This window comes from Natrarchaeobius versutus, from assembly GCF_041205745.1.
Taxonomy (GTDB): Archaea; Halobacteriota; Halobacteria; order Halobacteriales; family Natrialbaceae; genus Natrarchaeobius; species Natrarchaeobius versutus.
The window spans coordinates 218,095-242,487 of the sequence record NZ_JBGFCC010000001.1 but is presented as its reverse complement, the minus strand read 5'-3'; the positions used below and the strand labels follow the sequence as shown (position 1 = coordinate 242,487).

Below are 24,393 nucleotides of genomic sequence, written 5' to 3'. Positions count from 1 at the left end.
GACACGGCTCCGCGAACCGCGTATCGGAACGCAACCGGCCGTCAATGCATCGAGATCGCCGCCGACCGTCCCGCGAGCAACGAGGTGGCGACGGCGACCAGGTAGAAGGTGATTGCGACGACGATGATCGATCCGCCGGAGGGTAGACTTGAGCCGATCGCGAACGCGAAGCCGCCGAGGACCGAAATTTGGCCGATCAGGATCGAGAGATACAGCGTCTCGCGGAAGCTCCGGGCGATCTGCGAGGCGGCCGCGACGGGGATGACGAGCATTCCCGCGACGAGGATCACGCCGAGGACCTGCATCGCGCCGACGACGACGACCGCGGTCATCACGACGAGTAACGTGTTGTACCCCGAGACGTTGAGCTGTGCGACTCGAGCCGCCTGCTCGTCGAACGTGATAAAGAGGAGCTGTTTGTACGTGACCGCCACGATGGCGACGACGGCGACGCTCAGGATCGCCATCATCCGCGCGCCGTCGGCGGTGACGACCGCCATACTGCCGAACAGGAAGTCCTCGATGTCGATCGTGACCGGGACGTGGCCGCGACCCCAGCTGATGAGCAACGTCCCGACGGCGAAGCTCCCGGTGAGCATGATCGCGATCGGGACGTCGCCGAACGTACTGGTTCGTTCCGTAAGCCACTGGACTGCGAGGGCGCCGACGACGCTCACGAGGAGTGCGACGAACAACAGCGAGCCATCGAATCCGGTGAGACCGATGACGAGGAGCCCGATCGCGACGCCCGCGAAGGCGGTGTGGGCGAGCGTCTCGCCGATCAACGCCATCTGGCGGTGGACGAGGTAGGTCCCGACGAGCGGCCCGACGATGCCGACGAGGACGCCCGTCGCGATCGAGCGCCACATAAACGGATGCTGGAAGACGTTGGTTCCGAGAACGTAGTCGGCCCACATTCCCGCGATCAGAAACTGCTCGAACGCCGTCGTCGGTAGTGTACCAAGCGAAGGATAGTGGCGAAGCCAGTCGAGTGCGACGAATCCGATCATGAGCGCCCCCAAAATGCCGACGAGTGTGACGCCGAGGAGTTCGACGGCTCGTCTCGGGTCGATCGAGTCGACGGATCGCGATCGCTCCTCCGAGAGGTGGGCTGTCTCCGTCGCGTGTTCGTCCGGTCCGCTCATCGTCAGTGGTGGTGGTGGACGACGGTTCCCGTCGCGCCGTAGGCCTCGCCAAGGGCGTCGCTTTCGACGAACGATTCCGTATCGCCGTGGTGGTACAGTTCGGTGTTGATACAGGCGATGCGATTCGCCCGATCGGTGACGACGCCGATGTCGTGTTCGATCAGGATGATCGTAATCCCCGACTCGTTGAGCGAGTCGAGCAACCGATAGAAGGCATCACGCGACTCGGCGTCGACGCCGACGGTCGGCTCGTCCAGCGCGAGTAGATCGGCCTCGGAGGCGATCGCTCGAGCGATGTACGCCCGCTGGCGCTGGCCGCCCGAGAGCTGGTTGATTCGCTGGTCGGCCAGATCCGCGATGTCGACCGTCTCGAGTGCGTCCTCGGCAATTTGGCGATCCTCGTCGGAGAGCCTCGAGTGGCCGACGTGGGCGAATCGGCCCATTCGAACGCACTCGCGGACGGTGACCGGCATCGTGCCGCCGCGGCTGGTCGCCTGCTGGGAGACGTAGCCGATGCGCTCGCCCTGATCGAACTCCTCGACCGGCTGGCCAAATAGTTCGACCGAGCCGTGGTCGGGATCGATCAGCCCGAGCATGATGTGTAACAGCGTCGTCTTCCCCGACCCGTTCGGGCCGATCAACCCCAGGAAATCGCCCTCTTCGACGGTCAACGAGACGTCGTCGAGTGCGATCTTCTCGCCGTAGGAGAACGTCACGTTTCGGACGTCGACGATCGAACTCACTGTGAACTCACTCCGTTCTCGGCGGTGAGCGTGCTTAGTTCTTCCACTTCCGATCGTCGGCGCGGAATCCGATTATCGGGGATACCACCGCCACGAACATCGTCGTCGGGAACACTCGAGGGCGAACTCATTCTGCGCCGAGGGCCAGTCGTAACGACGGGATGTTCATCTCCTCCATCTGTTCGATCCATCCCCACTCCTGTTCGTTCCACTCCTCGGTAGTTCCCTCGGCCGGTGAGAGCGGTGCGTACCCCTCGGCGTCGGTGTTCTCGAGGAGCACCTCGACCATCTGCGGGACGTCTTCGTCCGGGTTCGGTGTCTCGAACGGATCGTAGAGGATGGTGTCGATGTCGTGTTCTTCGACGATCGAAATCGCCTCCGAGATGTCCGACTCCGTCTCGGCCGCGTCGGGGGAGATGCCGACCGGCGTGTAGATTTCGAATCCGTACCGATGTTCGATGTACTGAAACGAATCGTGTCCCGCCAGAACGGCGACGTCGCGGTCGGCTTCCGCGGCGAGTTCCTCGAACTGGCGGTCGACCTCGTCGAGGCGCTCGTTGTACGCGGCGGCGTTCTCGGCGTACGTCTCGGCGTTGTCGGGATCGACCTCGCCGAGGCCGTCCGCGATCGTCTCGACGACGTCCTGGGCGATGATCGGATCGACCCAGACGTGTGGGTCGTAAAACTCCGGCGCGTCGGATTCGGAGAGCTCCTCGACGACTTCGGCCGTCATGTTGTCGGCACTGGTATCCCAGAGTACCTCCCCGTCCGCAACGAGTTCGAAGACGACTCGCGTTCGCCCGACGTCGAGCGCGTGAAACTCGACGTGATCGCCGTGGGACTCGATCTCGAGGACGTCCTCGTTCGCGCCGTCGATGATCCGGGCGTCGATCTGAAACTGCTCGTCGTCGCCGAGCGGAAGCACCCGCCCCTCGTCGTCCTCGAAGACACCCTCGACGGTCGCTGAGCCCTCGAGGGGCACTTCCGGGAGTTCCCCGTGCCAGTGGTCGCCGTGCCAGTAGGCAACTTCTTCCCCGGACTGGCCGTCGTAGACGTCGAAACCGGCGACCTCGACGTCGTTCGGGTCGAAATCGTGGTCTCTCGCCGGTTCGCGGTCGTCCTCCGGGTCCCTGTCGATCGCCAGCAACTGCGCCTCGAGGCCCGCCATGGCGTCGATGATCGTTACGTCGTCGTAATCGGTCTCGAGGTCGGTCGCGACGTTCTGTGCCCACGAGAACTCCGCGGTGTCGAGGTAGATGAAGACGTCCGATTCGGCGATATCGCGCTGGATGTCGGCCGGCGGCTCCCAGCCGTGTCCCATCTCGCCGGCTTCGATCGGGTTCTCGAACGTCATCGCGTCGCCCCCGACGTGTTCGGCCCAATCCCAGAGGGCGAAAAACGCGGCATATCCGTTGTACGAGGCGCCACCGTCGCCATCCCCGTTTCCAGAGTCTCCCTCCTCCGGTTCGCTCAGACAACCGGCGAACGCCGCCCCCGCTAGCGCACCTCCGGTGGTTTTCAGTATCGAACGACGTGAGAGATCCATGTCCGCCACTAGGTGCTCGCGACTAAAAGAGTTATTATCCAATCCCGTTCGATTGTTAACACGTGGTAGCGAGTGACAGGATGTTAGTAATAGGATGTGGAGGGCGTGTCACGGCTACGGACGGTACGTCTTGCGTGAGCGACAGCGGTCGTCGAACGTCACTGCACTCACGATCGCGAATCAGCGGTCAGTTCGACCAGCGTTGACCGCTCGAGTGCGAGCGAGTTGAATCCGTTCAACGTCCTCTCCAGTCAGCTGTGGCCCAGCCATCGGAGGGCGGTCGTCGGTTGCCGAGGACCACCCCGTCCGAGACTGGAATCAGTGTACCTCGTGTCTGATTCGTCTGTTCAGCGAAGCGGGTTAGTGATCTTCGACTTCGATCGTGATCGGTTCGGTCTCCCAGTCGGCGTGATCGTCGTGCCAGAGCTGGAAGATGACTTCGGTCTCACCCTCGGATTCGCCGTAGATGTGGACGTGGTCGCCGTGCCAGTGCTCGTCGGGATCGATTTCGACGATTCCCTCCTCCGCGCCGTCGGCGAGCGTTACGGCCAGTTCGTACTCCTCGCCGCCACCGATGTGGATCTCGTCGCCGTGGTCGTCGTAGAACTCGCCGCCGAGCGAGACGTTGTCGTCGACGTGGACGTGTGGGAGTTCGCCGTGCCAGTGACCGTCGTGGTACTCCGCGACCTCCTCGTGGGGGTCCTCGGAGCGGTCGAGGATCTTCAGCTCCTCGACGTCGCCGTGATCGTGACCGTGGTCGTGGTCGTCGTGGTCGCTGACCTCCGTCTCGAGTTCGGGCGTCTCGTAGATGACGTCGCCGTCTTCGACCAGCTTGAAGACGATGTCGGTAAAGCCGTCTTCCTCACCGTGGACGTGGATGTGGTCGCCGTGGAAGTCGAACTCGACGATCTCGTTCGCGCCGTCGACGACCGCGGCCTCGAGTTCGATCCCGTCACCGAGTTCCATCTCGTCGCCGTGGTCGTCCTCGACGTAGGCACCGAGCGAGAGGTTGTCGTCGTGGGGGACGACGAGCGGATCGTCGTGCCAGTGGTCTCCGTGAACGTAGACGAGAACCTCTTCGTCGTGATCCCGGTCTAGCACTTCGAACTCGGAGACGGGACCGTCGTGATCGTGGTCGTGATCGTGATCATCATCGTGATCGTGGTCGTCGTCGTGGTCATGATCGTCATGATCGTCGTCGTGATCATGATCGTCATCGTGGTCGTGATCGTCGTCGTGGTCGTCGGTTCCCGATTCGTCGCCCTCTTCGTCGCCGAGACAGCCGGCGATACCGAGTGCAGCGAACGTACCGGTCGTCGCAAGCAGGCGTCGACGGGAAGCCAGGCGTGGCTTGTCAGTCATGCGTAGTCACCATCGCTCCGTTGCGAGGGGTTAGTAATGAAGGTAACGGTATTATTAATGCCTTATAACGCCATTTCCTCGCGTAACAATCGTTACAGTTCCCGATACCGCATCCGTCGGAACACAGCCTGAAGCCGTGGATAGGTGCGCTGTAATCGTCTCCAGAGACTGCGGGGCGGCTCTCGGTTGCACCGCTACGGACCCGAGACCGTCTCACTCGACGACGGACGTCACCTCGCCGTCCGCGTTCGCTTTTAGCGTCTCGGGATCGATCGGAAAGACCGCCTCCGGCGTTCCCGCAGCCGCCCACACCGTCTCGTACTCGAGTAACGTCTCGTCGACGAGGACCGGAACCGATCGGTCGTGACAGAACGGCGGAACGCCCCCGATCGACCACCCGATTTCGTCTCTGATTCGGTCTGGATCGGCCATCGAGACGTTCGCGGCGGGAACGTCGAACGCGTTCCCGAGTGCGCCCTCGCTGACGCGGTTTGCACCGCTCGTCACCGAGACCACGAGCGATCCATCGACGTCGAAGACGAGTGAACTGGCAATCTGTGCGACGTCACAGCCGACCGCCTCGGCGGCGTCAGCCGCCGTTTTCGTACCTTCAGGAAACTCCTCCACCTCGGGTTCGAACCCGTATCGCTCGCGAGCCCGCTCGGAAAACGTCACTGCGCGTTCGTGCATCGGTGCAGTCGTTTCGGCCCCACTCCTAAAAGGTTCACTCGAGTGCGATCGTCACCCGTGTCCCGTCCAAACGCCGGTACGTTGGCAAGCGATCGGGCGAGTCGTTGCGAACGACCTCGAAGACGTCGAAGCCGATCACCAGCCGACCGGGATCGATCGTCGCCCGGAGCATCGGTCCGCGACTCGTCACGACGACGTACGGCGGTGCCGCGATCGGATCGGCCGGGAGTTCGTACCCGGCCGCACCGACGACGTCTTCGAGCACCGCCGAGAGCCGATCGGACACCCCCTTGCCCTCGAGCTCGCTCCGCAACGAGTCGACGATCGCTGACCTATCGGTCGTCCGTGAGGTATCCCACGGATCGGCGACGCGGTCGGCGCAGTCGTCGATGGCGGCGACGACGTCCGAGTGTTCGCTTTGGATCCGCCGTCGGACGTCCCGTATCGGATGCGACACGGGAAGGGATGGGACGGCGACCGGCAAAGAAACTCCGGATTCGCGGGCGGGTCCCGTCGGCTCGCTACCGACGTGATATCGTTCCGAACCGAACGCTGGTGACTCGCGACAGTAACCGACGCGCCGTGTTCCGCCACTCTCGATCCCGGCCGTCCTCGAGACGGCGTCGGAGTCGGCGGTTCTCCGCCTCGAGATCTCGTGCGGTCACGTCGAGTCGTTTCACCCGGTCCTCGAGCCGGTATCGGCGGCGACGCTGAGACGCCAGGTCGTTTCGAAGCTGATCGCGCTCGCGCTCAATGGCGTCGATTCGCTCGTCGAGTCGCCTCCGTTCGCGACGTTCTCGATCGACGAACGGTTTCCGATCGGCGTCTGCGTCGTCGGACACCGAAAACGGCACGTCCTCCGGCTCGAGTCGGCCGGAGCCGACGGCGTTGACGACCGCACCAGCCAGCAACACGAGTCCCCCGAAATAGAGCCAGGTCAACAACAGCAAAATCGCCCCGATAGGGCCGGCTGACTCCGAGTCGGCGGCGAAGGAGACGTACACCTGAAACAGCGACTGGAGCGCCGTCCAGCCGACGGCGGCGACGAGAACGCCGGGAAGGACCGATCGGGCCGAGACGTCGGCGTCGGGAAAGTAGTAGTACATCGGAAAGAAGGCGATCGTCAGGCCGACGACGAGCGCGAACGGGGCCAACAGGCCGAGAAACGGAATGTCGGGAAAGACCGCCAGAACCAGACTCGTCACTCCAGCCGCGACCAACGCGAGCCCGATCGCACCGAGTGCGATTACCGCGTCCCGAATCTGGTCGACGAACGAACCCTCGCCCGCGGTATCGTAGATCTCCGAAAAGGCGGTATCGAGCCCGCGAAAGATCTTGAGCGAACCCCACAGCAAGATGACGAGTCCGACGATGGTCGACCCGGCAGTCGCGGGTGATTCTTCGATCGCGTTTTCGATCATGAGCTGGCCGCTTTCGGGGAGAAACCCGGCGGTCGCGGCGCTGACCTCCGCGGCGAGTCCCTCGTCGCCGAGAATCGTCACGAGAAAGAACACCAGAATCAAAAGCGGGATCAACGAGATGAACGCCTGGTAGGCGATGCTCGCGGCCATGAACGGGACGTTTTTCTCCTGAACTCCCGCCACGACTTGCTTTCCGAACGGAATCGCGTTTCGTACGTCGACACCCATACCGAGCGAACGGTTCCCGATCCAATAGGCAGTCGCCTTGCACGGCGAACGAGGCAGTATACAGTGGCCCCTGCACGTCATTACACACCTGATCGCCAGACGAAAAGTGCGGTTCGGAGCGTGCGCGGTTCGGAGCGAGTGAAACGAGCGAGAACCGCGGAAAAGCGAACGGGGAACCCAGTGACCCGTGAGCGAACGGAGTCGTTCGAACGACCAGCGGTCGTTCGTGATGACGAACATCTTCGATTTTCGAACCATGAGTGAGAACCGCGAAATAGCGAGCGGGGAACGCAGTGACCCGTGAGCTCGGCGATCAGTGTGTCAATCGTTGCAGTTGTTACTCTACCACTATCCGTGTCAGCACGATACCGGTCGATCCGGTTCGTCGGATCGACGCATCGAAACCGACTCGCGAAGCGAACAGTCTCGAGTCTCGAGAGAGAGTTTTTCCGTATCGGTACGGACAGTGGGTATGCATGTCGATCGACGAACTCCGGACGTATGGGGTGGACGAAATGACCGACGACGAGATCCGAAACTTTCTGGCCGCACGACGGATTGGCGTCCTCGGGCTTCCCGGAGAGACGATCCCGTACCTGCTCCCGATTTCGTACGGATTCGACGGGGGCGACCGGCTCTACTTTACGTACCTCGTTGGCTCGAGTAGCCAGAAGAAGACGCTATCAGACGAGGCTGAATCGGCGAGGTTTCTCGTCTTCGCCGTGGATACGATCTACAATTGGGAGAGCGTCCTCCTTTCGGGCCGACTCAGGGGCGTTCCCGAAACCGAGTGGGACGACCTCGAGGACGTTCTGACCGACGTGTGGAAGCCGGAGATTTTCGAGTCCGCGTCGCTCTCCGGTGACGTCGCCGTCTACGAATTTCGGATCGAGGGGCAATCCGGCGTCAAACATCAGGGGCTCCCGCCCGGTCTCGATCCCGCGGCGGCGGACGAGTAGCAGGTCGTGGGTTGGGTGGTCTCGTCTCCACGCGAATGCGATACGATGGGACGGGGCCCGTGTCGAGGGAGTGAAAAACGTGGCAGGAACTATCGTCGCCACTGCACGCCATTGCACACCTGCTCGCCAGACGCGTCGACGATCAGTGTGTCAATCGGTGCAGTTGTTACTATAGATGGGTTTTGACCATCGGGACGTGAGAACCACGCCAGTCGTACCGGAACCCGGGTCCGTACCCTACCCATATATTGATCGTCGGAACGAATCTCGATTTACACGTCATGACAGCACGCCACAACGCCAGCGGATACCTGCTCCTGATCGTGGCCGTCGTCGTGACCGGGATCGTCTATCTCGGAGTGATACCCCGCCAGATTCTCGCCGGCGAATCCGCTCGAGCGGTTCGATACCTCGTCGTCGGCTGGGTTCCCTACGTGTGTACGTTTTACCTGATCGGTCGGCTTCGCTCCTCGCCAGGGCCGCTTCCGAGTATGCGAACCGCAGACGTCGGCGTGGCTCTGGTTTTACTTTCGCTTCTCGCGAGCCTCGGTCTCGACGCCTGGGGGTTTACTCCGGAGTTCGTCCCCGCCGCACACGCCCTGCAGGCCGTCGCGATCTTCGTCGGCCTCGCACTTCTCGGGTGGGGGCTCGGCCGGCGCTCGAACGCGCTCTCCGAGGGGACGTAAGCCGCCTCGAGCCACGGAACTGACGGCGAATTCGAGGGAACTGTGATGCTGTGGGAGACCGCAACCCTGTTGGGGATTACGACCCCGAGACGGCAGTAGCGTCGTCGCCGACGACGAGGACGTCCCGCTCGCTGTGTCTGGTAACTCCCTCCGTGACGCTTCCCAGCATCATCCGGCTTATTCCGCCGCGACCTCTCGACCCCATGACCACGGCGTCGGCATCGATCTCGTCGGCGTACGCGAGGATCTCGCGGACCGGAATCCCCTCTCTGACCTCGGTCGTGACCGTCACATCGCGTGCTCGAGCACGCTCGGCGATTTCGTCGACGTACTCCCCAGCTCGTTCGCCGAAGACGTCCTTGGCGTTCCCGTTCTCGCCGGGCAGGGAAACCGAGCCGAGCGGTCCCGTCTCGACGACGCAGAGAACGTCGACGGCGGCGTCCAGCGCGATCGCAAGTTCGATTGCGGTCTCTGCCGCCGCGTCGGCGTGACCGCTCCCGTCGGTGGGAACGAGTATTCGATCGTACATACGTGGAGTTGTCCCTCACGGCGTATAAAGGCGGACGCCTATAGGAACAACTGAAAGGATTGACACACCGATCGCTAGACGGATCGACGTGTCCGTCGGCTCGAGAGTCGGAGCAACTGATAACAAACCGGGGGACGTCTCGAGAGTATGGACGATACGATGAACGCGGACGGGACGCTACTCGTCCCCGTCGCGAACGCCGAGACCGCAACTCGCCAGTTGGATACGGCGATCGACCTCGCCACCGACCGCTCCTACCGGATTTTGCTCCTCTACGTGCTCGAGGTTCCGCCACAACTGTCGCTCCAGGACGGGCGTCGGTACCTCCTCGAGGACGAGACCGAGCAACTGCTGGCGGACGCCGCAGGTCGCGTCGAATCGGCCGGCGTTCCCGTCGAGAGCCGAATTCGAATCGCCCGTGACGTCGCGACGGGCATCGTCGGTGGCGCGGAGGCGTACGACGCCAACGCAATTCTTCTGGGGTGGCGGGGTCGCCCGCCCCGGGAAGACGTAATCCTCGGAAGCTACCTCGATACGGTCCTCCGAAACGCCCCCTGTGACGTACTCGTCAAACGGGTCAAGACGCCGACGCCGGCGATCGACTCGGTGCTCGTCGCGGTCGCCGGCGGACCACACGACGGGTACGCAGCCGAAGCCGCAGGCGCGATCGCACGACGAAACGACGCGTCGGTCACCTTGCTCCACGTCGTCGATCCCGACGACACCGATCTCCCAGGAGACGAAGCACAGGGGGTGCTCGAGGATACCGCCGACTCGTTTGCCCGCGTCGACTCGGTCGAGCGAACCGTTCTCGAGTCGGCCGACGTCGCCGGGACGATCACGGATCAGACCGCCCATCACGATCTGACGGTACTCGGCGTCTCTCGAGGCGGCCTCATCCAACGACGACTTCTCGGGTCGATCTCCGAAGCGGTCGGGAGACACGCCGCCGGAACGGTCATTCTGGCGAAACGTTACGACCCCGTTCCGTCAAGGGTCCGACGGCTGTTCCGCTGACCTCTCGAGATTGTCGGATGGGGGCTCTCGAAATCGGACGGTGAGCCGCTTCGCTGACGCCTCTCGAGTACTCATACGGGTTACTGTCAGTCAGTTCCGGCACAACCGCGACCCGGGCGGCGGTTGCAACGGTGGACTCGCTGCACTCCTCTACCGAGACTCGTCTCAAACGGTTCGACTCACCGCCGGGACATCGGGACAGTAATCCGTATCAGACGGGTTGGAAGCGGCGACGAGACAGGTCCGTCCGTCACGACGTAGTTCTATCCGTCTGTCCGTGGTCCGACGGGGTGTGCGGTACATCGAAATCACGATTCCGGACGGACAGCGCCGGGCAGTCCTCGACGTTCTCGAGGAGGAAGGTGTCGATTACATCGTCAGCGACGAGGTCGGCCGCCAGGAACACGACGCCGTAGTTAGATTCCCACTTCCGACGCGGGCAGTCGAGGGAGTGCTCGACAGACTTTCCGAGGCGGACCTCTCTAACGCACGCGTCGTCGTCATCGACGCGGAGACCGTCGTCTCCGAGGAGTTCGACGAGTTACGTGAACGCCACAGCCACGGCGGAACCAGGGGTGAACGGACCTCGAGACAGGTGCTCGAGACGAAAGCCGACGAACTCACGCCAGCGTTCAGAATCTACGTCGTCATGTTGCTGATCAGCGCCATCGTCGCGACGTCGGGACTGCTCTCGGATTCGCCGGCAGTGGTCGTCGGCTCGATGGTCATCGCACCGTTGCTCGGGCCGGCGCTCGCCGCGAGCGTCGGTATCGTCACCGGCAACGATGGCCTTCGGTCGACCGGATTTCGGTACCAGCTGGTCGGCGTCGCCGTCGTCGTCGTCGCATCGATCGGACTCGCGTGGCTCGCTCGGCTCGCTGGGTTCGAGCCCGGGGGCGTCGACATCGTGGTCGTCGCCGAACTCCAAGAGCGGGTATCGCCGAACCTCTTTTCGCTCGCCGTCGCACTCGGTGCCGGTGTCGCCGGCATTCTGAGTCTCACGCGGGGGTTTTCGGAGGCAATCGTCGGCGTGATGATCGCGGCAGCGCTCATCCCCCCGGCCGCGGCCGTCGGAATTACGACCGCCTGGGGGATGTACGGTGCGGCCCTCGGTGCGTTCGCCCTCGTCGTCGTCAACGTCCTGTCGATCAACCTCGCCGCGCTGGTCACGCTCTGGGTGGCCGGCTACCGACCGCAGGGGCTGTTCGAGGTGTCTCCGACACGTCGCCAGACTGCGACCTACCTCGCGGTGTTCGCCGTAGCGTTGCTGGTGCTTGCGGCACCGCTTGGCGCCATAACGCTGATCGAGTTCCAGACGACGCAGGTGGCGTCGGCCGCGGACGAGGAGGTCGAGGCTGTGCTCGCGGAGCCGCGGTACGACCACCTCGAGGCAGAATCGGTCGAGGTGGTGCTCGACGACAACTACCCGTTTCGATCGATCGACCGCGTCGTGGTGACGGTCCGAAGCGACGAACTCTCGCCGGACCCCACCCTCGGTGAGCTGATCTTCGACGCCGTCGCAGCGGACGTCGACGACCCGCCGATCGTGGAAGTACGCTACGCCGTGGCGGACGAGCGATACCCTGCCAACTGGGAAGAGACCGACGACCAGGAGTGGATGGCTGGACAGGAGGAAATCGAACCGCTGGACCGGCAGTACGTACCGGTCGGCGAGCCTTGATTATCCTCGTCCTCGATTCGTCGTCCCCTGGCAGGCTCGAGACCTGAACGACGATCGCTCGAGACTGGGGGTGAAGTATACGTATTTGCCGGGCGAAGACCGCCTATGGACGCCTCCTCGAGTCGCTCGTCGTGGAACGATCGATACCGAGACGACGCCCATAGCCATGAGTGACCGAATACTCGTCGGATACGACGGGACACCCCTCGCGGACGCCGCTCTCGGATTTGCCCTCGAGAACTTTCCGGACGCTGACGTCACGGCGGCGTACGTCATCCAGATTCCGGAGGGACAGCTGGGAGTGTTCGACGGTCCGTCTATCGACCTTCCCATCAGCGATCGGGCGCTCGAACACGCGGAGGACGTACTCGACGGCGCGACGGCCGTCGCGGCCGAACACGGCCGGGCGATCGACACCGACGTCGTTTCGGGAAAGCCGGACCGGGCTCTCGTAGAGTACGCCGACGACCACGCCTCCGATGCGATCGTCGTCGGGAGCCACGGCCGAGAGGGCGTTTCACGGCTGGTCCTCGGGAGCGTCGCCGAAAACGTCGTTCGGAGAGCTCCGATCCCAGTCGTCGTCGTGCGCTAACAGGAACTGCGGTACGGCCCGCTATCCAGTTCGTCTGGACAACCGCTGACGACGAGTGTCGGAACTCGTACAGCGAACCGTATGATACGGTCTGCTGTACCGATTTACCGGTGCAACCGCAGGACGACTCGCGGTTGCACCGCCAATGACGTACAGTAGTCCGTATGAAAGGTATTAGTGTTCGTTTGTGGTCCACTCCTCGTGATGTACGAACGGATCCTCGTCGCTACGGATGGAAGTGAAGCCGCGAGTCGCGCACTCGAGCAGGCGCTCGATCTGGCGTCGACGTTCGACGCCGAACTTCACGCGATTGCCGTCGTCGATACGCGGCGATACGGCGATTCCATGCTCACCGATTCGGCCGACGTCGTCGGCGATATGAGCGAGTACGCGACCGAGTTACTGAACGATGTCCGCTCACGTGCAGACGTCGACGTGACGACCGAACTGCGTCGCGGTCATCCACCGAAAGCGATCGGCGACTACGCCGAATCGGTCGACGCCGATCTGCTCGTGCTCGGCCATCGCGGCCGTGGTTCGGGAGATCACATCGGAAGCGTCGCCGAACGCGTCGTCAGAGACGTCGACCGGCCGGTACTGACGGCTTGATTGGGGGTGATGTCGATGCCCCGACGTTCCACAACCCAGCCGCGAGTGCGTCGAAAACGATGTACAACTCCCCTTGACGAACGGGTGCGGGCGACGCGGGTGTGAACTATTTGGACGCGGTCAGTGTGGATACTGTCGGACCGATGTACGAGACGATACTCATCCCGACCGACGGAAGCGATTCGGCGGACAGTGCGGTCGAACACGCGTTCGAACTCGCGAAGCGATACGACGCGTCCGTCCACGCGATGTACTGCGTCGAAACCCACCGCTACGGGGAACCCGCCCTGAGCAGCACCGAACTCGTTCTGGACCGACTCGAGGATGCGGGCGCCGAACTGCTCCAGGGAATACACGAGCAAGCCGACGATCACGGAATCCAGTGTACGTCGAACGTGTGTCACGGCCGTCCGTGGGACGAAGTTCGTGAGAAAGCGGGCGATCTGGATGCCGACCTGGTCGTAATCGGTTTTCAGGGACAGAGTCGCTCGCTCCCGGGCAAGATTGGGAGCGTGGCCGAGCGGGTCCTTCGGACGTCGGATCGACCGGTTCTGACGGTCTGATAGGGGTCGTTGGAGCGGTTTACCGGGACCGTAGACGGATCGCGGTTACACCGACAATGAGTTACAACGGTCCCTACGAGACGAGTCGCTATCCCATCTTCTGGCGGACAGCGATCCGTCATACGGTCGTGTGGTGCTGGCGGACAGCGATCCGTCATACGGTCGTGTGGTGCTGGCGGACAGCGATCCGTACGAGACGAACTCCCGGGTAGCGTCTTCGGAGAGCGGCGACGACCGTACACGAATTTTCCGACAACTGTCGGAAGATCCGTTCGCGTCGGCTTCGGCGAGTCGACGGCCGATCGTCGTTCGAGAGGACTACGGGGCATCCTCCGGATAGAAGTCGGCGTGTGACTCGATCGCGTCGACCGCGAGCGGATGGGGCTGACGGACGACGTAAACGTCGTACGATCTATCGCCGGCGACGTGGACGCCGACGCTCGTCAGCGGCGTTACGACGCGACCCACGTTCTCGCTCCCGAGGAAGACGAGGCTCGGATCGTGTTCTCGTACCAGCCTCTCGATTCGTTCGGCGATCTGGGCTTCCGGCGGAAACTCTCGGATTCGCTCGACGTCGAACGTGGCCTCCGGTGCGAGGTCGTTCACCTGGGTACGAAGCGTTTCGATCACCTCGTCGATGTCGTACGATTCTCCTTCCTCGATCCACCCCTTCTCACGCGCGTAGCGGTTTCGCTCGGGGACGACCGTGACAGCCGTCACCTCTTCCTCGAGCGCGGTGGCGAACTCGACAGCCCTCACGAGGGCCGCTTCGGCGAGTTCCGAACCGTCGAACGGAACGACGAACGTCATACACATCCTTTCCACCCGCCGATCAATAACGTCGAGGGGAGACCAGTTCGAACGGCCGAGAACGTCACTCCCGGCGCAGACACTCGATTTGGACGACAGCGGCCTGGACCGGTGAGACGGCTCGCTATCCATCGGTTCCGGTGTGCTCGTGCCCCATCCTGTGGTCTCGCCAACACACCGGTACAACATGTGGTATGAGTCGTGCAGTACCCTTCCGGACGATCGTGCTCACGAATCTGGCCTCACGATGGCAGTTGTAACTTCAGCCGCGCTACTCGAGAAACACGGAGAGCACGAGGACGAACAACACGGCATGCCAGACGATCGCCGTCGCCGCGACCCTCGGGTCCGAGGTCGGAAGCGGCGGGTTTTCGAACATCGCGTGATAGACGAAGCCGCTCGCGGCGAGCGCTCCGAGCAGAACTCCCGTGTTAAGCGTCACCACGGTAAACACACTGATGAGTAACCCGCCGACGAGGCTCACCCCGATTCCGACGAGGATCTTGTCATAGTAGCTGAGCATACGGCTCACCCTACTGAACGGTAGGTTCCCGATCACCAGAACGCTTTCGGAAGTTCCCGTCGCCCAGGAAGTTCTGGAACGAGTGGCGACGACGTTCGTCCAAATCTGACAGTCTCTATCGTGGCAACGGTGGTACTATTATGCCACTTGTCGACGTACAGTCGGCTATGAGCGAGCGAATCCTCGTTCCCTACGACGGTTCGGAGCCGTCGAAACAGGCCCTCGAGTACGCACTCGAGACGTTTCCCGATCCCGCAGTGACCGTCCAGTACGTCGTCCCTGCACCCGAAGGCTACTGGGCGGTGTTCGAATCGACTGACGATCGAGTTCCGGGCGGCGAGAAGGCGAAGGATCGAGGACGGAGTGTCCTCGACGATGCGGCGGCACTCGCGGCCGAACACGACCACGAGATAGCGACGGAACTCACCACGGGGAGCCCGGACCGCGAGATCGCACGAATCGCCGAAACGGAGGATTTCGACACGATCGTCATCGGCAGTCACGGCCGAGACGGCGTCTCACGGGTCCTCCTGGGAAGCGTCGCGGAGAAGGTCCTCCGTCGATCCGCGGTCCCGGTCCTCGTCGTCCGGTGATCGGTCGGAATCGACGGCGTCGACTCGAGCGTTCTGACCGATCGACGCCCACCGATGGCCGAACTGTTAACCGCCGCTCGTTCCCGATGGCCGAACTGTTAACCGCCGCTCGTTCCTACGTTGGCGTAGGAGTATTACATGGTTCCGACCGAGCATGCGAGCGAACCCGTGCGTTCGATCCTCGTTCCGACAGACGGAAGCGACGTCGCCAACGCCGCCCTCGATCGGGCGGTGGCGCTTGCGGCCGACGTGGATGGGACTGTTCACGTCCTCGCAGTCGTCGACACGACGACCGATCCCTTGCGATTCGACTCCGGTCTCGTCGCCGACATAGAAGACGCGAAGAACGAACTCGTCGAAGACGTCCTCGAGGCAGTCGACGGGAGGCAGGTGGAGGTCTCCGGTGCCGTTCGCCGCGGGCGTCCCGCTTCGACGATCGTCGACTACGCGTCGGAGATCGACGCGGATCTGATCGTCGTCGGTCGAACCGGGGAGTCGAGGACCGCGGCGGCGTTGCTCGGGAGCACGGCGGACCGCGTCGTCCGAACCGCGTCGGTTCCGGTCATCGTTGTCCCCGACCCGGAAACTGACGAGACGGCCGACTGATACGGACGGCTACACCGCTGTACCCGTCGACACTCGCGGTCGAGCTGGGAGTAGTGTACGGCTCACGATTGAGTCCGAATTGAAGCCGCCGCTCGATCGTTCCCACGAACGGCGATTCTGGGATGGTTTTATTCCGTTCGTCGCCGACCGATACGACGAGATGTCACCCACGATTCTCGTCCCACACGACGGCTCGTCACACGCCCAGGGCGCCCTCGAGTACGCACTGGAGACCTTCCCACGGGCCAGGATCGTCCTGTTTCACGCGATCGATCCGTTCGACGTGGCTGACGAAACCGAGTTCTCGCCGTTGACCGAGCAGTGGCTCGACGATCGACGGGAAGACACAGCGGAGTTGTTCGACGAGGCGCTCGCCGACCTCGAGGTGGGAGACACAACGGTCGAAACGGAAACTGCGGTCGGATCCCCGGGCCAGACGATCGTCGCGGCCGTCGATGACGTCGACGCCGATCAGATAGTCGTCGGTACTCGCGGCCGCGGAAACGTCGCCAAGGCGCGGATGGGGAGTACGGCGGAACTCGTCGTCAGGCGCGCGGACGTCCCGGTCACGGTCGTCCGATAGCAGTTTCGGGACGACGAAGACCGCGTCGAAACGGCGCCGTCACCCGCCGGTATCCCGGACCACAGTGACCGGAACTGGGGCGCGACGAACGACCAGTTCCGCGACGCTTCCGAGGAGCAGTCGGGTCGGTCCCGTCCGTCCGTGACTCCCCATAACGACGTGGTCGACGTCGTTCTCCTCGACGTAGTCGACGATCTCGCGTGCGGGATCGCCGGACCTGTGGTCGGTCTCGAGTTCGGCGTCGTAGCCGTCCGCGATCTCGCGGGCCCGCTCGAAGACCCGATTTTCCTCTGCGTCCGCACGCTCGTACCACGCGTCGGAGCCGTGTGGTGGCTCCGTTCGCACGTCGACGTCGGTCGCCACGCTGTATCCCGGGTCCCACGGATCGACGACGTGGAGCGCGACGACGCGGGCATCGTCGGTCTCGAAGGCGTGTTCGAGGGCGCGCCAGGACATCGGCGAATCGTCGATTGGGACCAGTAGCGTTCTGGACATCGGGGGGCTCTACCTCCCACCGGACCAAAATAGTATCCGTCATCTGTCTGGCGAAACAGCGACCAGGAAAACGTCTCCAGCTTTGGTCTTCCGCTCAGTTCGACCCTCAGCTCCGGAACGAAGCGATCGAGCGAGTCCGGCGACCCCCACCCCGAGATTTATATCGTTCTTCGAGGTAGCGCTCCTGTATCGGAACCACCCGGGGCGTAGCCCCACCGCGATCGGTTGGTGTGACACAGGTGTTGTGTGGGAACTGATCCAGCCGAATACTGACACGGTACACGATCGATATGAACTACAAGGAATTCGTCGGTCAGGTTCAGCACAGACTCGAGTACGCACAGTTCGGGCAGGCAGTCCGGGCCACCCGGGCCGTGCTGACGACGCTCGGTGAACGGCTACAGGAGGGAGAGGCGACGGACCTCGCCAGTCCGCTCCCGATGGAGATCGACCGCTACCTGACGGAAGCCGACCACGGCCAGCGGTTCGACTACCAGGAGTTCCTCGACCGCGTGGCCGAACGCGAGGGAGTCGATCGCGCGGACGCGAACTACCACGCACAGCAGTTACTCGCCGTCGTCGCGGACGTCGTTCCGCCCGGAAACATCGAGAAAGCACACAACCAGTTGCCCGAGGATTTCGACGGACTCTTCGAACTGATCGAAACGCCGGAGGAGTGACCGCAATCCGCCCGTCGGTCGCGACGGTACCGACCCACAGCGGTCCGTTATCATCCGGCCGCGGGCGCATCACGGACGAGAGTAACCGTTCGCCGGAACCGAGTTACAGCAAGTCGTCTCAGCAGTCCTCCGGGGACGCCTCCAGGGCCGCCGTCGCCCGCCGAGCCGTGTCCTCGAGCAGGTCGATATCGTCCGTGAACACCTCGAGAGCGACGGTGCCGTCGAATCCACCGAGGTGATCCGTGACGACGCCGTAGTCGATCTCACCGGCCCCGATCGGGATGTGGGTGTCACCGCGACTGCGAGCGTCGTGGACGTGCAGGTGCGAGATGAGGTCGCCGTACCGCGAACAGAACCGGTCGACGCCGTCGTCGCCGTCTTCCATGTAGGCGTGGCCGACGTCGAAACAGACCGCAGTCCCGGTTTCGCGAGCCAGATCTCCGAGAACCGTAAGCTGGAGACCGCGTGCCTGGTGGCCGACGTTCTCGACGACGAGTTCGACGCCGGCGTCCGCCGCGGCGTCGTCGATAGCGGCCAGTTGCTCCGCGAACATCGGTCGGAGATCCGTATCGTGTGGGTTTCGAGCCGTCCCGTGGAGTACGGCCTTTCGGGCGCCGACGGAACCCGCCCACTCGAGCAATCGAGCCTGGTAGTCGCGGATCGCGTCGTTGATTTCGGAAACGGGCGTCACGACGTCCTGCTCGAACGGGAGGTGAACGCACAACTCGGCGTCCGCCTCGGCGAGGATCGACTCGAGTCGATCGGTATCGACTTCCGCCGGGTCGGTTCCTTCGCCGATGGATAGCTCGGCAAAGTCGTAGCCGTCGATCGTTCGCTCGAGGCGCTCGAGCGAGTCGCCGACGGTGAGGCCAACGTCCATACTGTTCGAGTGGTGATCACTCCTCTTGAGTTCGGGGATCGCATTCGCCACCGTCCCCGCCCGACCCCGTCGAGCCAGCGGTCAGGACCGACGTGGGGTACCGAATTTTTTAGCCTCGGCGTGGTACGAACTCGAGATGACGGGACTCCGCTGGGTAACCCTGACCGACGACGAACGCGACGAGTTCCTGGCACCCGGGGGGACGTGCGTGCTCTCGTTTGCAACCGACGACGGACCGCCGGCATCGCTTCCGGTGTCGTACGGCTACTCCCGTGGCGATGGGACCTTCTACTTTCGACTCTCGTTTCCACCGGGGAGCAACAAATCGGACGTAATCGACAACCCCGTTTCGGTGGTGGTGTACGACGAAACGGACGACGGGTGGCGAAGCGTCGTCGTCACCGGGCGCCTCGAGGAACTGGCCGATTTCGATCCCGAGTCGGCGACTGTCCAACGGATGTGGGCGGTACAGATTCCGACGGTTGACGTCTTCGACCGTCCGCGAGCGGAGATCGATTTCTACGATTTTTGTCTCGAACCGGAGTCCGTCTCGGGTCGAAAGAGCGTCGACGAGTGATACGGCCACGAACTACTGTTCGGACCGTTCTGGATCCTGACACGGTAGGCCTTACTACTCCGAAACGTGGGTCGCCTACTCGATCTTCGGATTACGACTCGTGATGGCCTGGGTGTTCCTCCAGGCCGGCCTCGAGAAGTGGGCCGAAGGCGGGTGGGGTGATCCGATCGCGTGGTCGTTGGCCGGCTTTCTGAACATGCTGTTGCTGTTCGGTCTCGCCGCCTGGGGTGCCGGCAGGCTGGTCGGCGTCGACGGCGTACTCGAGGAGACGCGGTTCGTCCGATCGAATCCGTGGCTCCGGTACCTACTCGGGTAGCGTCTACTCGAGTTCCGTATTCGAGTCAGTTTCCTCGGGCGAGATCGACTTGGTTCGCCGGCGCTTTCGGAACGCGGAGAGTGCGAGTACGACCAGCATAACGCCGATTACTCGGACGCCGGTGACGAACTCCTCGTTCCAGTCGACGTCCTCGGGGCGTTCGTACGCGAAGGACGCGCCGGCGTCGAGATATTGTCTCGGCGTGACCGCCGCCGCCAGCCCAGCGATGCCGGCGACGTTGGTCAGCCAGCCGTACGCTCGACCGCCAGCGAGGGTCGCGAGTACGTAGAGTACGCCCTCTGCCCGAATCGCCGACACGAGCCACGGTTTCGCCGAGCACTCGTCTGGATTCTCGAGTGCGACCGTCTCGTAGGCCTCGAGGACTCCCTCCGGAAATAGTGCGACGACGGCACCGACCAGGCCGAACACGATTCGTGACATAGCTAAACATTCGTCCGAACGGATAATAATCGTACCGACGCAACTGCGATTCCGTCCAGATTGCCGTCGGCCATATCCGGCCTCTACAGGCGGTCAGACCCGGCAACCGGTGACGGAACCTCGTCAGTGGCTCCCGTCGTCCGGCTCTACCGGCGTTTTCACGATCGTTACCGGCCGGGTCGACATGTGGGCGACTCGTTCGGCGACGCTGCCGAGCAGTCGTCGATACTCGCCGGAGCGATTCTTCGACCCGAGGACCGTCAGTCCGACGTCGGTATCGTCTCCATACTCGAGGATCTCCTCGTGGGGAACGCCGTGGCGGAGGACGGTCTGGGTCTCGACGCCGGCGTCGCTCGCTCGCTTCGCGATCGAATCGACGGCGTCGCGCCCCGCGTTCTCGAGTGCGCTCTCGAGACCTTCGAACTCGTGGACGTACTCGTCGCCGGGATAGGAACTGTACGCCTCCGCGTCGACGACGTACAGCACGTGCAGTTCAGCCTCGTAGCGCTGTGCCGCATCGATCGCGTGTTCGGTGGCGTCGTCGATGCCGACGCTCATGTCCGTCGGCAGGAGGATCGTCTCGTACATTCCACTCGAGGGTACGCGTTTCTGTACGATAGTTCTGGGGAGGTCTCCAGCGGACTCGGAACGAACGTGCAACGTAACGGTCCCTCCACACCAGGTGAACTCAGCCGGTTACCGAACGGTGACCTCACCAACCGAGACGTAACGATCGTGTCCCTGGAACGCGTTCGAACGCGTATGAGCGAACCAGGCGACGATCGCCACGCACAGTTTTCGGTCGCGACCGAAGACCGACTCTCGGTACTCGAGATCACCGACGAGGTCGAACGGGTGATTCCCGACGACGTTTCGGGAACTGCAACCGTCTTCGTCCAGCACACGACCGCCGGCGTCACGGTCAACGAAGCTGAACCGCGTCTGCTCTCGGATTTCGAGGACGCCCTCGAGGACCTCGTCCCGAACACCGGATGGAAACACGATGAACTCGACGGAAACGCCGACTCTCACGTCCGGTCGATGCTCGTCGGTCCGAGTGCGACCGTGCCAGTCAGCGACGGGACGCTCGCGCTCGGCACCTGGCAGTCAGTGTTGTTCGTCGAGTGTGACGGTCCTCGAACCAGAACGGTGCTGGTCCACTGGTGAGACGCTGAACCGTTACTCGACGATCCAGTCCGCAAAACTCCCCTCGAGTAGCGTCTCGGACTGGCGCTCGACGTATCGGCGCTGCATCGATTCGATCGCGTCCTCGAGTGTGTCACCGTCGTCGACTGCGGCCCGAACCCGTTCGTGTTTCCAGCGACCGGGCGTCGCGTTCTGTCGAACGCGTCGACGGAGCGGATAGAGGTACTTCGCGGCCTGTTCGTCGGTCAGTCCACGGTTCGTCAGCCCGTCTTCGGCGTGAGCGAGGAGGTCTTCGTACAGCGCGAGCGAGTCCGTCGTCTCCTTGCCGTCGTTCGTGATCCAGGTCAGGTCGGCCTCGAGACCGTCACGCATCGCCCCGTAGAAGTTCTCTCGAGCGATCTCCCAGTCGAGTTCGTTGACCGGGTGCTCGAGTCTGGTCAGACTCTCCATCAGGCCGGCGAAGGCCGCGAGAAACGAGACGGAGTCCCGGACCGTCGGCTGGGCAGGAATCGGGCGGAACTCGATGCGGGCGTTGGCCGCTGAACGGGTCGGTCCGCCGAAGACCGGACGAACCCACCGCCAGTAGGTGCCGTGTTTGCGCCGGAAGCGGGGAAACCGATCGTCGAACCGTTCGCCCGCCTCCACCGGCATCGGGACGATAGTGTCGTCGGCCGCGATCCGGTCGACGGCCTCCTCGACCGTCGAGAGATCCCTGGGGAACCGGACCTTCCCCTCGCCGGTCGAGGGGTCGTTCAGGACGGTCTCGAAGACGCTGATCCGGTGTTCCATCCAGGAATCCTCGAGAACCGTCTCCGCGGTTGTGTCCTCGTCGTAGAGATCCGCCGGGAAAAACGGCGAGTTGACGCCGAGTGCGAGGAGCGGCCCGGCGACGCGAAGCGCGTAATTAAAGTACAGCGGAAGGTCGATCGCGTGTGGAACCTGGTAGTGGGGCTGGATCGACGTAATGAGGCTCTCAGGCATCACGGTGTCTGCCTCGAGGGAGACGTGGGGTGCGTCGATGCGCATCCCCGCGGCACTCGCTCGATCCGTATTTGCCATCGCGTGATAGCGGGCGGAATCGCTCATGTTGGTGGCGATTCGAAACGACCGTTCGCGTCCGTCACCTGCGGGTGCGGTTCGCTCGACGCTGTCGGTGAGGTAGGTCGACGCGTCCTCCCCCTGGGGTGGGATCGTCCACAGTCCGTCGCTGACCAGCCGCATGCGCTCGGAGCTGGTTACGTCGAGTGCGGTCTGCAGTCTGGCTTTCACCTCCGACTCCTGGGCCGCCAGCCCGTGGGCGTTGAGCGGCTGCGGACTGGTCGTCATCTCCGCGTTGTGTAAGCCGAGTTCCTTCTCGAACCCGATCAACTCGAGGAGCCGACGCGGCACTCGACGGAGCTCACAGCCGTCGTCTTTGACCGCGTAGAACTCGTACTCGAGGCCGACGATCGCTTGCGGGTTGTCGAAGACGCCGTCCTCGAGGGCGTCTTTGATGACGGCGGCGTCCTCCTCGGCCCGTCCCCGGAAGTCCTCGGCGTCGACCGATAACACGTCGGCGACTCGCGCGGCGAGTTCCTCCTCTGGCATACCTCCGAGTGCGCGCCCGATCCTTTTAAAAGCGGCTCTCTCGGTCGAGACGGGGCGAGTGAGTCCGATTCCTCCCAAAGAGATTTGGCCCTGCTGACACAACGTCCAGATATGGGTCCCACACCGAACCTCCAGGCACTCGTAACCGCGTGCAAGCGATACGGCCCAGGGCGGCTCCCGAGAGCCGACCGGCGGGACTTCGGCGCCGGCTACGCGGGAGCGACCGCCGCCTTCGTCATCGCCGTCACTTACGCGCTTGCGACGACCGCAGTGTACCAACTCGGGTTCACGCACGACTTCGTCCACCCGTTCTGGAGCGCGAGCGCGCTCGTCGCCCTCCCGTTCGTCGTTCCAGCCGCTTTCCTCGTCGGAGCCGCTGTCTGGCGATACCTTCCGGAACGCATCCCGTACTTCGGTGCCGTCGCGGGGTTGGTCGCGACCGCGCTGACCTACGCAGTTGCGCTCGTGCTCGTCTTCGTCGCCTTGCTCGTTCTGACGGCCTACATGGGAACCGGCACGGCGATCGGGACGACAGCCGAACTACTCCACGCCACCGCGGGAGTGACCGCGGTTATCGGAATCTTCGCGCTCATCTTGACCGCCTGGGTGACGATCCCGATCGGCTGCCTCAGCGGCGTGATCTACGAACGCGCCAGAACCGTCTCGGTCCGATAATCGCGCCTCGAGTCGCGGACGTTTCGTTCCCCAGGATTATTTTAATCTAGTAACATACTGTCGTCCTATGGGCCTCACACCGATCCTCCAAACCTTCGCAAGCGCGTGCAAGCGATACGGTCCCGGTCGGCTTCCGAGAGCCGACCGCCGTGACGTCGGCGCCGGGTACGCGAGCGCATCGGCGGCGCTCGGGATTACCGTCACGTTCGCCCTCGGTACGTTCGGACTGTTCCGTCTCGGCGTCTGGACTGACATCATCCATCCACTGTGGGGCTGGAGCGCGCTCGTCGCCCTTCCGTTCGTCGTACCGGCGGCCTTCCTCGTCGGAACGGGTATTTGGCGGCTCCTCCCGGATCGGGTGCCGTTTTTCGGCGCCGTCGCGGGATCGATCACGGCCGCGCTGACGTACGTCGTCTCGCTCGCGTTCGTCTTCCTCGTCTTGCTCGCCGTCTCGGTGGTTTCCGGGACCGGACCGGGAACCGGAACGGTCGAGGAGCTTCTTTACGGCACCGCCGCGCTGACGGCTATCATTGGATTTTTTGCGGCCCTGCTGTCGGCCTGGCTGACAATCCCCGTTGGCTGTGTCAACGGCGCTATCTACGAACGCGCCCGCACTGTCCGCGCCGATAGCGCTCGATAGACCCGTCGGCGAGCAGTTTTCCGCCGTCACAGGCGATTCTCAGAACCGTTTTACCCTCGCCGAGGATAGC

The 24,393-nt window shown here is 63.3% G+C and carries 31 protein-coding genes; 16 read left to right on the top strand and 15 right to left on the bottom strand.

Annotated features, from left to right (window positions below):
* Window positions 1–41: 41 nt before the first annotated feature.
* The 7 genes from AB7C87_RS01175 to AB7C87_RS01145 form a co-directional block, all read right to left on the bottom strand.
* Window positions 42–1,145 carry a metal ABC transporter permease gene (locus AB7C87_RS01175; RefSeq protein ID WP_369727572.1) on the bottom strand — a complete coding sequence of 368 codons (1,104 nt, stop codon included), beginning with the start codon at window positions 1,143–1,145 and terminating at the stop codon, window positions 42–44.
* A 2-nt stretch (window positions 1,146–1,147) separates the two neighbouring features.
* Window positions 1,148–1,888 carry a metal ABC transporter ATP-binding protein gene (locus AB7C87_RS01170; RefSeq protein WP_369727571.1) on the bottom strand — a complete coding sequence of 247 codons (741 nt, stop codon included), beginning with the start codon at window positions 1,886–1,888 and terminating at the stop codon, window positions 1,148–1,150.
* A 127-nt stretch (window positions 1,889–2,015) separates the two neighbouring features.
* Window positions 2,016–3,434, bottom strand: a complete 1,419-nt coding sequence (locus tag AB7C87_RS01165) for a metal ABC transporter solute-binding protein, Zn/Mn family (RefSeq protein ID WP_369727570.1) — start codon at window positions 3,432–3,434, stop codon at window positions 2,016–2,018.
* A gap of 360 nt (window positions 3,435–3,794) precedes the next feature.
* Window positions 3,795–4,796, bottom strand: coding sequence for a hypothetical protein (locus AB7C87_RS01160; protein ID WP_369727569.1), 1,002 nt, complete (start codon window positions 4,794–4,796; stop codon window positions 3,795–3,797).
* Window positions 4,797–5,009: 213 nt separating this feature from the next.
* Window positions 5,010–5,486, bottom strand: coding sequence for a YbaK/EbsC family protein (locus tag AB7C87_RS01155; RefSeq protein ID WP_369727568.1), 477 nt, complete (start codon window positions 5,484–5,486; stop codon window positions 5,010–5,012).
* A 34-nt stretch (window positions 5,487–5,520) separates the two neighbouring features.
* Window positions 5,521–5,943, bottom strand: coding sequence for a DUF7988 family protein (locus AB7C87_RS01150; protein WP_369727567.1), 423 nt, complete (start codon window positions 5,941–5,943; stop codon window positions 5,521–5,523).
* Window positions 5,944–6,007: 64 nt separating this feature from the next.
* Complete coding sequence (locus AB7C87_RS01145) at window positions 6,008–7,135, bottom strand: YihY/virulence factor BrkB family protein (RefSeq protein WP_369727566.1); 1,128 nt, start codon at window positions 7,133–7,135, stop codon at window positions 6,008–6,010.
* Window positions 7,136–7,611: 476 nt separating this feature from the next.
* Between AB7C87_RS01145 and AB7C87_RS01140 the strand changes: the two genes are divergently transcribed.
* Window positions 7,612–8,094: a pyridoxamine 5'-phosphate oxidase family protein gene (locus AB7C87_RS01140; RefSeq protein ID WP_369727565.1), complete on the top strand. Its 483-nt coding sequence runs from the start codon at window positions 7,612–7,614 to the stop codon at window positions 8,092–8,094.
* 281 nt (window positions 8,095–8,375) lie between these two features.
* On the top strand, window positions 8,376–8,780 hold the full coding sequence (locus tag AB7C87_RS01135; RefSeq protein WP_369727564.1) for a hypothetical protein: 405 nt from the start codon (window positions 8,376–8,378) through the stop codon (window positions 8,778–8,780).
* 76 nt (window positions 8,781–8,856) lie between these two features.
* On the opposite strand, the gene AB7C87_RS01130 is transcribed toward AB7C87_RS01135, so the two are convergent.
* Window positions 8,857–9,309 (bottom strand): universal stress protein, encoded by a 453-nt coding sequence (locus AB7C87_RS01130; protein ID WP_369727563.1) that lies wholly within the window; start codon window positions 9,307–9,309, stop codon window positions 8,857–8,859.
* Window positions 9,310–9,456: 147 nt separating this feature from the next.
* On the opposite strand from AB7C87_RS01130, the gene AB7C87_RS01125 reads away from it, so the two are divergent.
* The 5 genes from AB7C87_RS01125 to AB7C87_RS01105 all read left to right on the top strand — a co-directional run bounded on the left by AB7C87_RS01125 (window position 9,457) and on the right by AB7C87_RS01105 (window position 13,771).
* Window positions 9,457–10,326, top strand: a complete 870-nt coding sequence (locus AB7C87_RS01125; protein ID WP_369727562.1) for a universal stress protein — start codon at window positions 9,457–9,459, stop codon at window positions 10,324–10,326.
* Window positions 10,327–10,618: 292 nt separating this feature from the next.
* Window positions 10,619–12,007, top strand: a complete 1,389-nt coding sequence (locus tag AB7C87_RS01120) for a TIGR00341 family protein (RefSeq protein ID WP_369727561.1) — start codon at window positions 10,619–10,621, stop codon at window positions 12,005–12,007.
* A gap of 166 nt (window positions 12,008–12,173) precedes the next feature.
* The gene (locus tag AB7C87_RS01115) at window positions 12,174–12,599 is read left to right on the top strand and encodes a universal stress protein (RefSeq protein WP_369727560.1); all 426 of its coding nucleotides are present in this window, start codon (window positions 12,174–12,176) and stop codon (window positions 12,597–12,599) included.
* A gap of 204 nt (window positions 12,600–12,803) precedes the next feature.
* On the top strand, window positions 12,804–13,208 hold the full coding sequence (locus AB7C87_RS01110) for a universal stress protein (RefSeq protein WP_369727559.1): 405 nt from the start codon (window positions 12,804–12,806) through the stop codon (window positions 13,206–13,208).
* A 143-nt stretch (window positions 13,209–13,351) separates the two neighbouring features.
* On the top strand, window positions 13,352–13,771 hold the full coding sequence (locus tag AB7C87_RS01105; RefSeq protein WP_369727558.1) for a universal stress protein: 420 nt from the start codon (window positions 13,352–13,354) through the stop codon (window positions 13,769–13,771).
* 318 nt (window positions 13,772–14,089) lie between these two features.
* Here the strand turns inward: AB7C87_RS01105 and AB7C87_RS01100 are convergent, their stop codons facing one another.
* Window positions 14,090–14,581 carry a universal stress protein gene (locus AB7C87_RS01100; RefSeq protein ID WP_369727557.1) on the bottom strand — a complete coding sequence of 164 codons (492 nt, stop codon included), beginning with the start codon at window positions 14,579–14,581 and terminating at the stop codon, window positions 14,090–14,092.
* Between the two features lie 271 nt (window positions 14,582–14,852).
* Window positions 14,853–15,104 carry a DUF8015 family protein gene (locus AB7C87_RS01095; RefSeq protein WP_369727556.1) on the bottom strand — a complete coding sequence of 84 codons (252 nt, stop codon included), beginning with the start codon at window positions 15,102–15,104 and terminating at the stop codon, window positions 14,853–14,855.
* Between the two features lie 167 nt (window positions 15,105–15,271).
* Between AB7C87_RS01095 and AB7C87_RS01090 the strand changes: the two genes are divergently transcribed.
* From AB7C87_RS01090 to AB7C87_RS01080, 3 genes are all read left to right on the top strand, one after another.
* Window positions 15,272–15,697 (top strand): universal stress protein, encoded by a 426-nt coding sequence (locus AB7C87_RS01090; protein ID WP_369727555.1) that lies wholly within the window; start codon window positions 15,272–15,274, stop codon window positions 15,695–15,697.
* A gap of 138 nt (window positions 15,698–15,835) precedes the next feature.
* Window positions 15,836–16,303 carry a universal stress protein gene (locus AB7C87_RS01085; protein ID WP_369727554.1) on the top strand — a complete coding sequence of 156 codons (468 nt, stop codon included), beginning with the start codon at window positions 15,836–15,838 and terminating at the stop codon, window positions 16,301–16,303.
* Between the two features lie 160 nt (window positions 16,304–16,463).
* Complete coding sequence (locus AB7C87_RS01080) at window positions 16,464–16,886, top strand: universal stress protein (protein ID WP_369727553.1); 423 nt, start codon at window positions 16,464–16,466, stop codon at window positions 16,884–16,886.
* A gap of 39 nt (window positions 16,887–16,925) precedes the next feature.
* Here the strand turns inward: AB7C87_RS01080 and AB7C87_RS01075 are convergent, their stop codons facing one another.
* On the bottom strand, window positions 16,926–17,381 hold the full coding sequence (locus AB7C87_RS01075) for a universal stress protein (protein ID WP_369727552.1): 456 nt from the start codon (window positions 17,379–17,381) through the stop codon (window positions 16,926–16,928).
* Between the two features lie 290 nt (window positions 17,382–17,671).
* On the opposite strand from AB7C87_RS01075, the gene AB7C87_RS01070 reads away from it, so the two are divergent.
* Window positions 17,672–18,061, top strand: a complete 390-nt coding sequence (locus tag AB7C87_RS01070; RefSeq protein WP_369727551.1) for a DUF2267 domain-containing protein — start codon at window positions 17,672–17,674, stop codon at window positions 18,059–18,061.
* Between the two features lie 118 nt (window positions 18,062–18,179).
* Here AB7C87_RS01070 and AB7C87_RS01065 read toward each other — a convergent pair whose 3' ends face one another.
* The gene (locus AB7C87_RS01065; RefSeq protein WP_369727550.1) at window positions 18,180–18,941 is read right to left on the bottom strand and encodes a sugar phosphate isomerase/epimerase family protein; all 762 of its coding nucleotides are present in this window, start codon (window positions 18,939–18,941) and stop codon (window positions 18,180–18,182) included.
* A 136-nt stretch (window positions 18,942–19,077) separates the two neighbouring features.
* Here AB7C87_RS01065 and AB7C87_RS01060 point away from each other — a divergent pair, with 136 nt between their 5' ends.
* A complete protein-coding gene (locus AB7C87_RS01060) occupies window positions 19,078–19,518 on the top strand; it encodes a pyridoxamine 5'-phosphate oxidase family protein (RefSeq protein WP_369727549.1) in 441 nt (146 codons plus the stop codon).
* 103 nt (window positions 19,519–19,621) lie between these two features.
* Window positions 19,622–19,834 (top strand): hypothetical protein, encoded by a 213-nt coding sequence (locus tag AB7C87_RS01055; protein ID WP_369727548.1) that lies wholly within the window; start codon window positions 19,622–19,624, stop codon window positions 19,832–19,834.
* 3 nt (window positions 19,835–19,837) lie between these two features.
* Here AB7C87_RS01055 and AB7C87_RS01050 read toward each other — a convergent pair whose 3' ends face one another.
* Both AB7C87_RS01050 and AB7C87_RS01045 read right to left on the bottom strand, forming a co-directional pair.
* On the bottom strand, window positions 19,838–20,275 hold the full coding sequence (locus tag AB7C87_RS01050) for a hypothetical protein (RefSeq protein ID WP_369727547.1): 438 nt from the start codon (window positions 20,273–20,275) through the stop codon (window positions 19,838–19,840).
* A 123-nt stretch (window positions 20,276–20,398) separates the two neighbouring features.
* Entirely contained in the window at window positions 20,399–20,863 is a 465-nt protein-coding gene (locus AB7C87_RS01045; protein ID WP_369727546.1) for a universal stress protein, read from the bottom strand.
* A 174-nt stretch (window positions 20,864–21,037) separates the two neighbouring features.
* On the opposite strand from AB7C87_RS01045, the gene AB7C87_RS01040 reads away from it, so the two are divergent.
* Window positions 21,038–21,442, top strand: a complete 405-nt coding sequence (locus AB7C87_RS01040; protein ID WP_369727545.1) for a secondary thiamine-phosphate synthase enzyme YjbQ — start codon at window positions 21,038–21,040, stop codon at window positions 21,440–21,442.
* 12 nt (window positions 21,443–21,454) lie between these two features.
* Here the strand turns inward: AB7C87_RS01040 and AB7C87_RS01035 are convergent, their stop codons facing one another.
* The gene (locus AB7C87_RS01035) at window positions 21,455–23,008 is read right to left on the bottom strand and encodes a glutamate-cysteine ligase family protein (RefSeq protein ID WP_369727544.1); all 1,554 of its coding nucleotides are present in this window, start codon (window positions 23,006–23,008) and stop codon (window positions 21,455–21,457) included.
* A 111-nt stretch (window positions 23,009–23,119) separates the two neighbouring features.
* On the opposite strand from AB7C87_RS01035, the gene AB7C87_RS01030 reads away from it, so the two are divergent.
* Window positions 23,120–23,683, top strand: a complete 564-nt coding sequence (locus tag AB7C87_RS01030; RefSeq protein WP_369727543.1) for a hypothetical protein — start codon at window positions 23,120–23,122, stop codon at window positions 23,681–23,683.
* Between the two features lie 67 nt (window positions 23,684–23,750).
* The gene (locus AB7C87_RS01025) at window positions 23,751–24,323 is read left to right on the top strand and encodes a hypothetical protein (RefSeq protein WP_369727542.1); all 573 of its coding nucleotides are present in this window, start codon (window positions 23,751–23,753) and stop codon (window positions 24,321–24,323) included.
* Window positions 24,324–24,393: the final 70 nt, after the last annotated feature.

Coding starts and splice junctions, on each gene's coding strand:
- AB7C87_RS01175 (WP_369727572.1), bottom strand. CDS start 1,145: ATGAGCGGACCGGACGAACACGCGACGGAGACAGCCCACCTCTCGGAG.
- AB7C87_RS01165 (WP_369727570.1), bottom strand. CDS start 3,434: ATGGATCTCTCACGTCGTTCGATACTGAAAACCACCGGAGGTGCGCTA.
- AB7C87_RS01160 (WP_369727569.1), bottom strand. CDS start 4,796: ATGACTGACAAGCCACGCCTGGCTTCCCGTCGACGCCTGCTTGCGACG.
- AB7C87_RS01155 (WP_369727568.1), bottom strand. CDS start 5,486: ATGCACGAACGCGCAGTGACGTTTTCCGAGCGGGCTCGCGAGCGATAC.
- AB7C87_RS01145 (WP_369727566.1), bottom strand. CDS start 7,135: ATGGGTGTCGACGTACGAAACGCGATTCCGTTCGGAAAGCAAGTCGTG.
- AB7C87_RS01140 (WP_369727565.1), top strand. CDS start 7,612: ATGTCGATCGACGAACTCCGGACGTATGGGGTGGACGAAATGACCGAC.
- AB7C87_RS01135 (WP_369727564.1), top strand. CDS start 8,376: ATGACAGCACGCCACAACGCCAGCGGATACCTGCTCCTGATCGTGGCC.
- AB7C87_RS01130 (WP_369727563.1), bottom strand. CDS start 9,309: ATGTACGATCGAATACTCGTTCCCACCGACGGGAGCGGTCACGCCGAC.
- AB7C87_RS01125 (WP_369727562.1), top strand. CDS start 9,457: ATGGACGATACGATGAACGCGGACGGGACGCTACTCGTCCCCGTCGCG.
- AB7C87_RS01115 (WP_369727560.1), top strand. CDS start 12,174: ATGAGTGACCGAATACTCGTCGGATACGACGGGACACCCCTCGCGGAC.
- AB7C87_RS01110 (WP_369727559.1), top strand. CDS start 12,804: ATGTACGAACGGATCCTCGTCGCTACGGATGGAAGTGAAGCCGCGAGT.
- AB7C87_RS01105 (WP_369727558.1), top strand. CDS start 13,352: ATGTACGAGACGATACTCATCCCGACCGACGGAAGCGATTCGGCGGAC.
- AB7C87_RS01100 (WP_369727557.1), bottom strand. CDS start 14,581: ATGACGTTCGTCGTTCCGTTCGACGGTTCGGAACTCGCCGAAGCGGCC.
- AB7C87_RS01095 (WP_369727556.1), bottom strand. CDS start 15,104: ATGCTCAGCTACTATGACAAGATCCTCGTCGGAATCGGGGTGAGCCTC.
- AB7C87_RS01090 (WP_369727555.1), top strand. CDS start 15,272: ATGAGCGAGCGAATCCTCGTTCCCTACGACGGTTCGGAGCCGTCGAAA.
- AB7C87_RS01085 (WP_369727554.1), top strand. CDS start 15,836: ATGGTTCCGACCGAGCATGCGAGCGAACCCGTGCGTTCGATCCTCGTT.
- AB7C87_RS01080 (WP_369727553.1), top strand. CDS start 16,464: ATGTCACCCACGATTCTCGTCCCACACGACGGCTCGTCACACGCCCAG.
- AB7C87_RS01075 (WP_369727552.1), bottom strand. CDS start 17,381: ATGTCCAGAACGCTACTGGTCCCAATCGACGATTCGCCGATGTCCTGG.
- AB7C87_RS01070 (WP_369727551.1), top strand. CDS start 17,672: ATGAACTACAAGGAATTCGTCGGTCAGGTTCAGCACAGACTCGAGTAC.
- AB7C87_RS01065 (WP_369727550.1), bottom strand. CDS start 18,941: ATGGACGTTGGCCTCACCGTCGGCGACTCGCTCGAGCGCCTCGAGCGA.
- AB7C87_RS01060 (WP_369727549.1), top strand. CDS start 19,078: ATGACGGGACTCCGCTGGGTAACCCTGACCGACGACGAACGCGACGAG.
- AB7C87_RS01055 (WP_369727548.1), top strand. CDS start 19,622: ATGGCCTGGGTGTTCCTCCAGGCCGGCCTCGAGAAGTGGGCCGAAGGC.
- AB7C87_RS01050 (WP_369727547.1), bottom strand. CDS start 20,275: ATGTCACGAATCGTGTTCGGCCTGGTCGGTGCCGTCGTCGCACTATTT.
- AB7C87_RS01045 (WP_369727546.1), bottom strand. CDS start 20,863: ATGTACGAGACGATCCTCCTGCCGACGGACATGAGCGTCGGCATCGAC.
- AB7C87_RS01040 (WP_369727545.1), top strand. CDS start 21,038: ATGAGCGAACCAGGCGACGATCGCCACGCACAGTTTTCGGTCGCGACC.
- AB7C87_RS01035 (WP_369727544.1), bottom strand. CDS start 23,008: ATGCCAGAGGAGGAACTCGCCGCGCGAGTCGCCGACGTGTTATCGGTC.
- AB7C87_RS01030 (WP_369727543.1), top strand. CDS start 23,120: ATGGGTCCCACACCGAACCTCCAGGCACTCGTAACCGCGTGCAAGCGA.
- AB7C87_RS01025 (WP_369727542.1), top strand. CDS start 23,751: ATGGGCCTCACACCGATCCTCCAAACCTTCGCAAGCGCGTGCAAGCGA.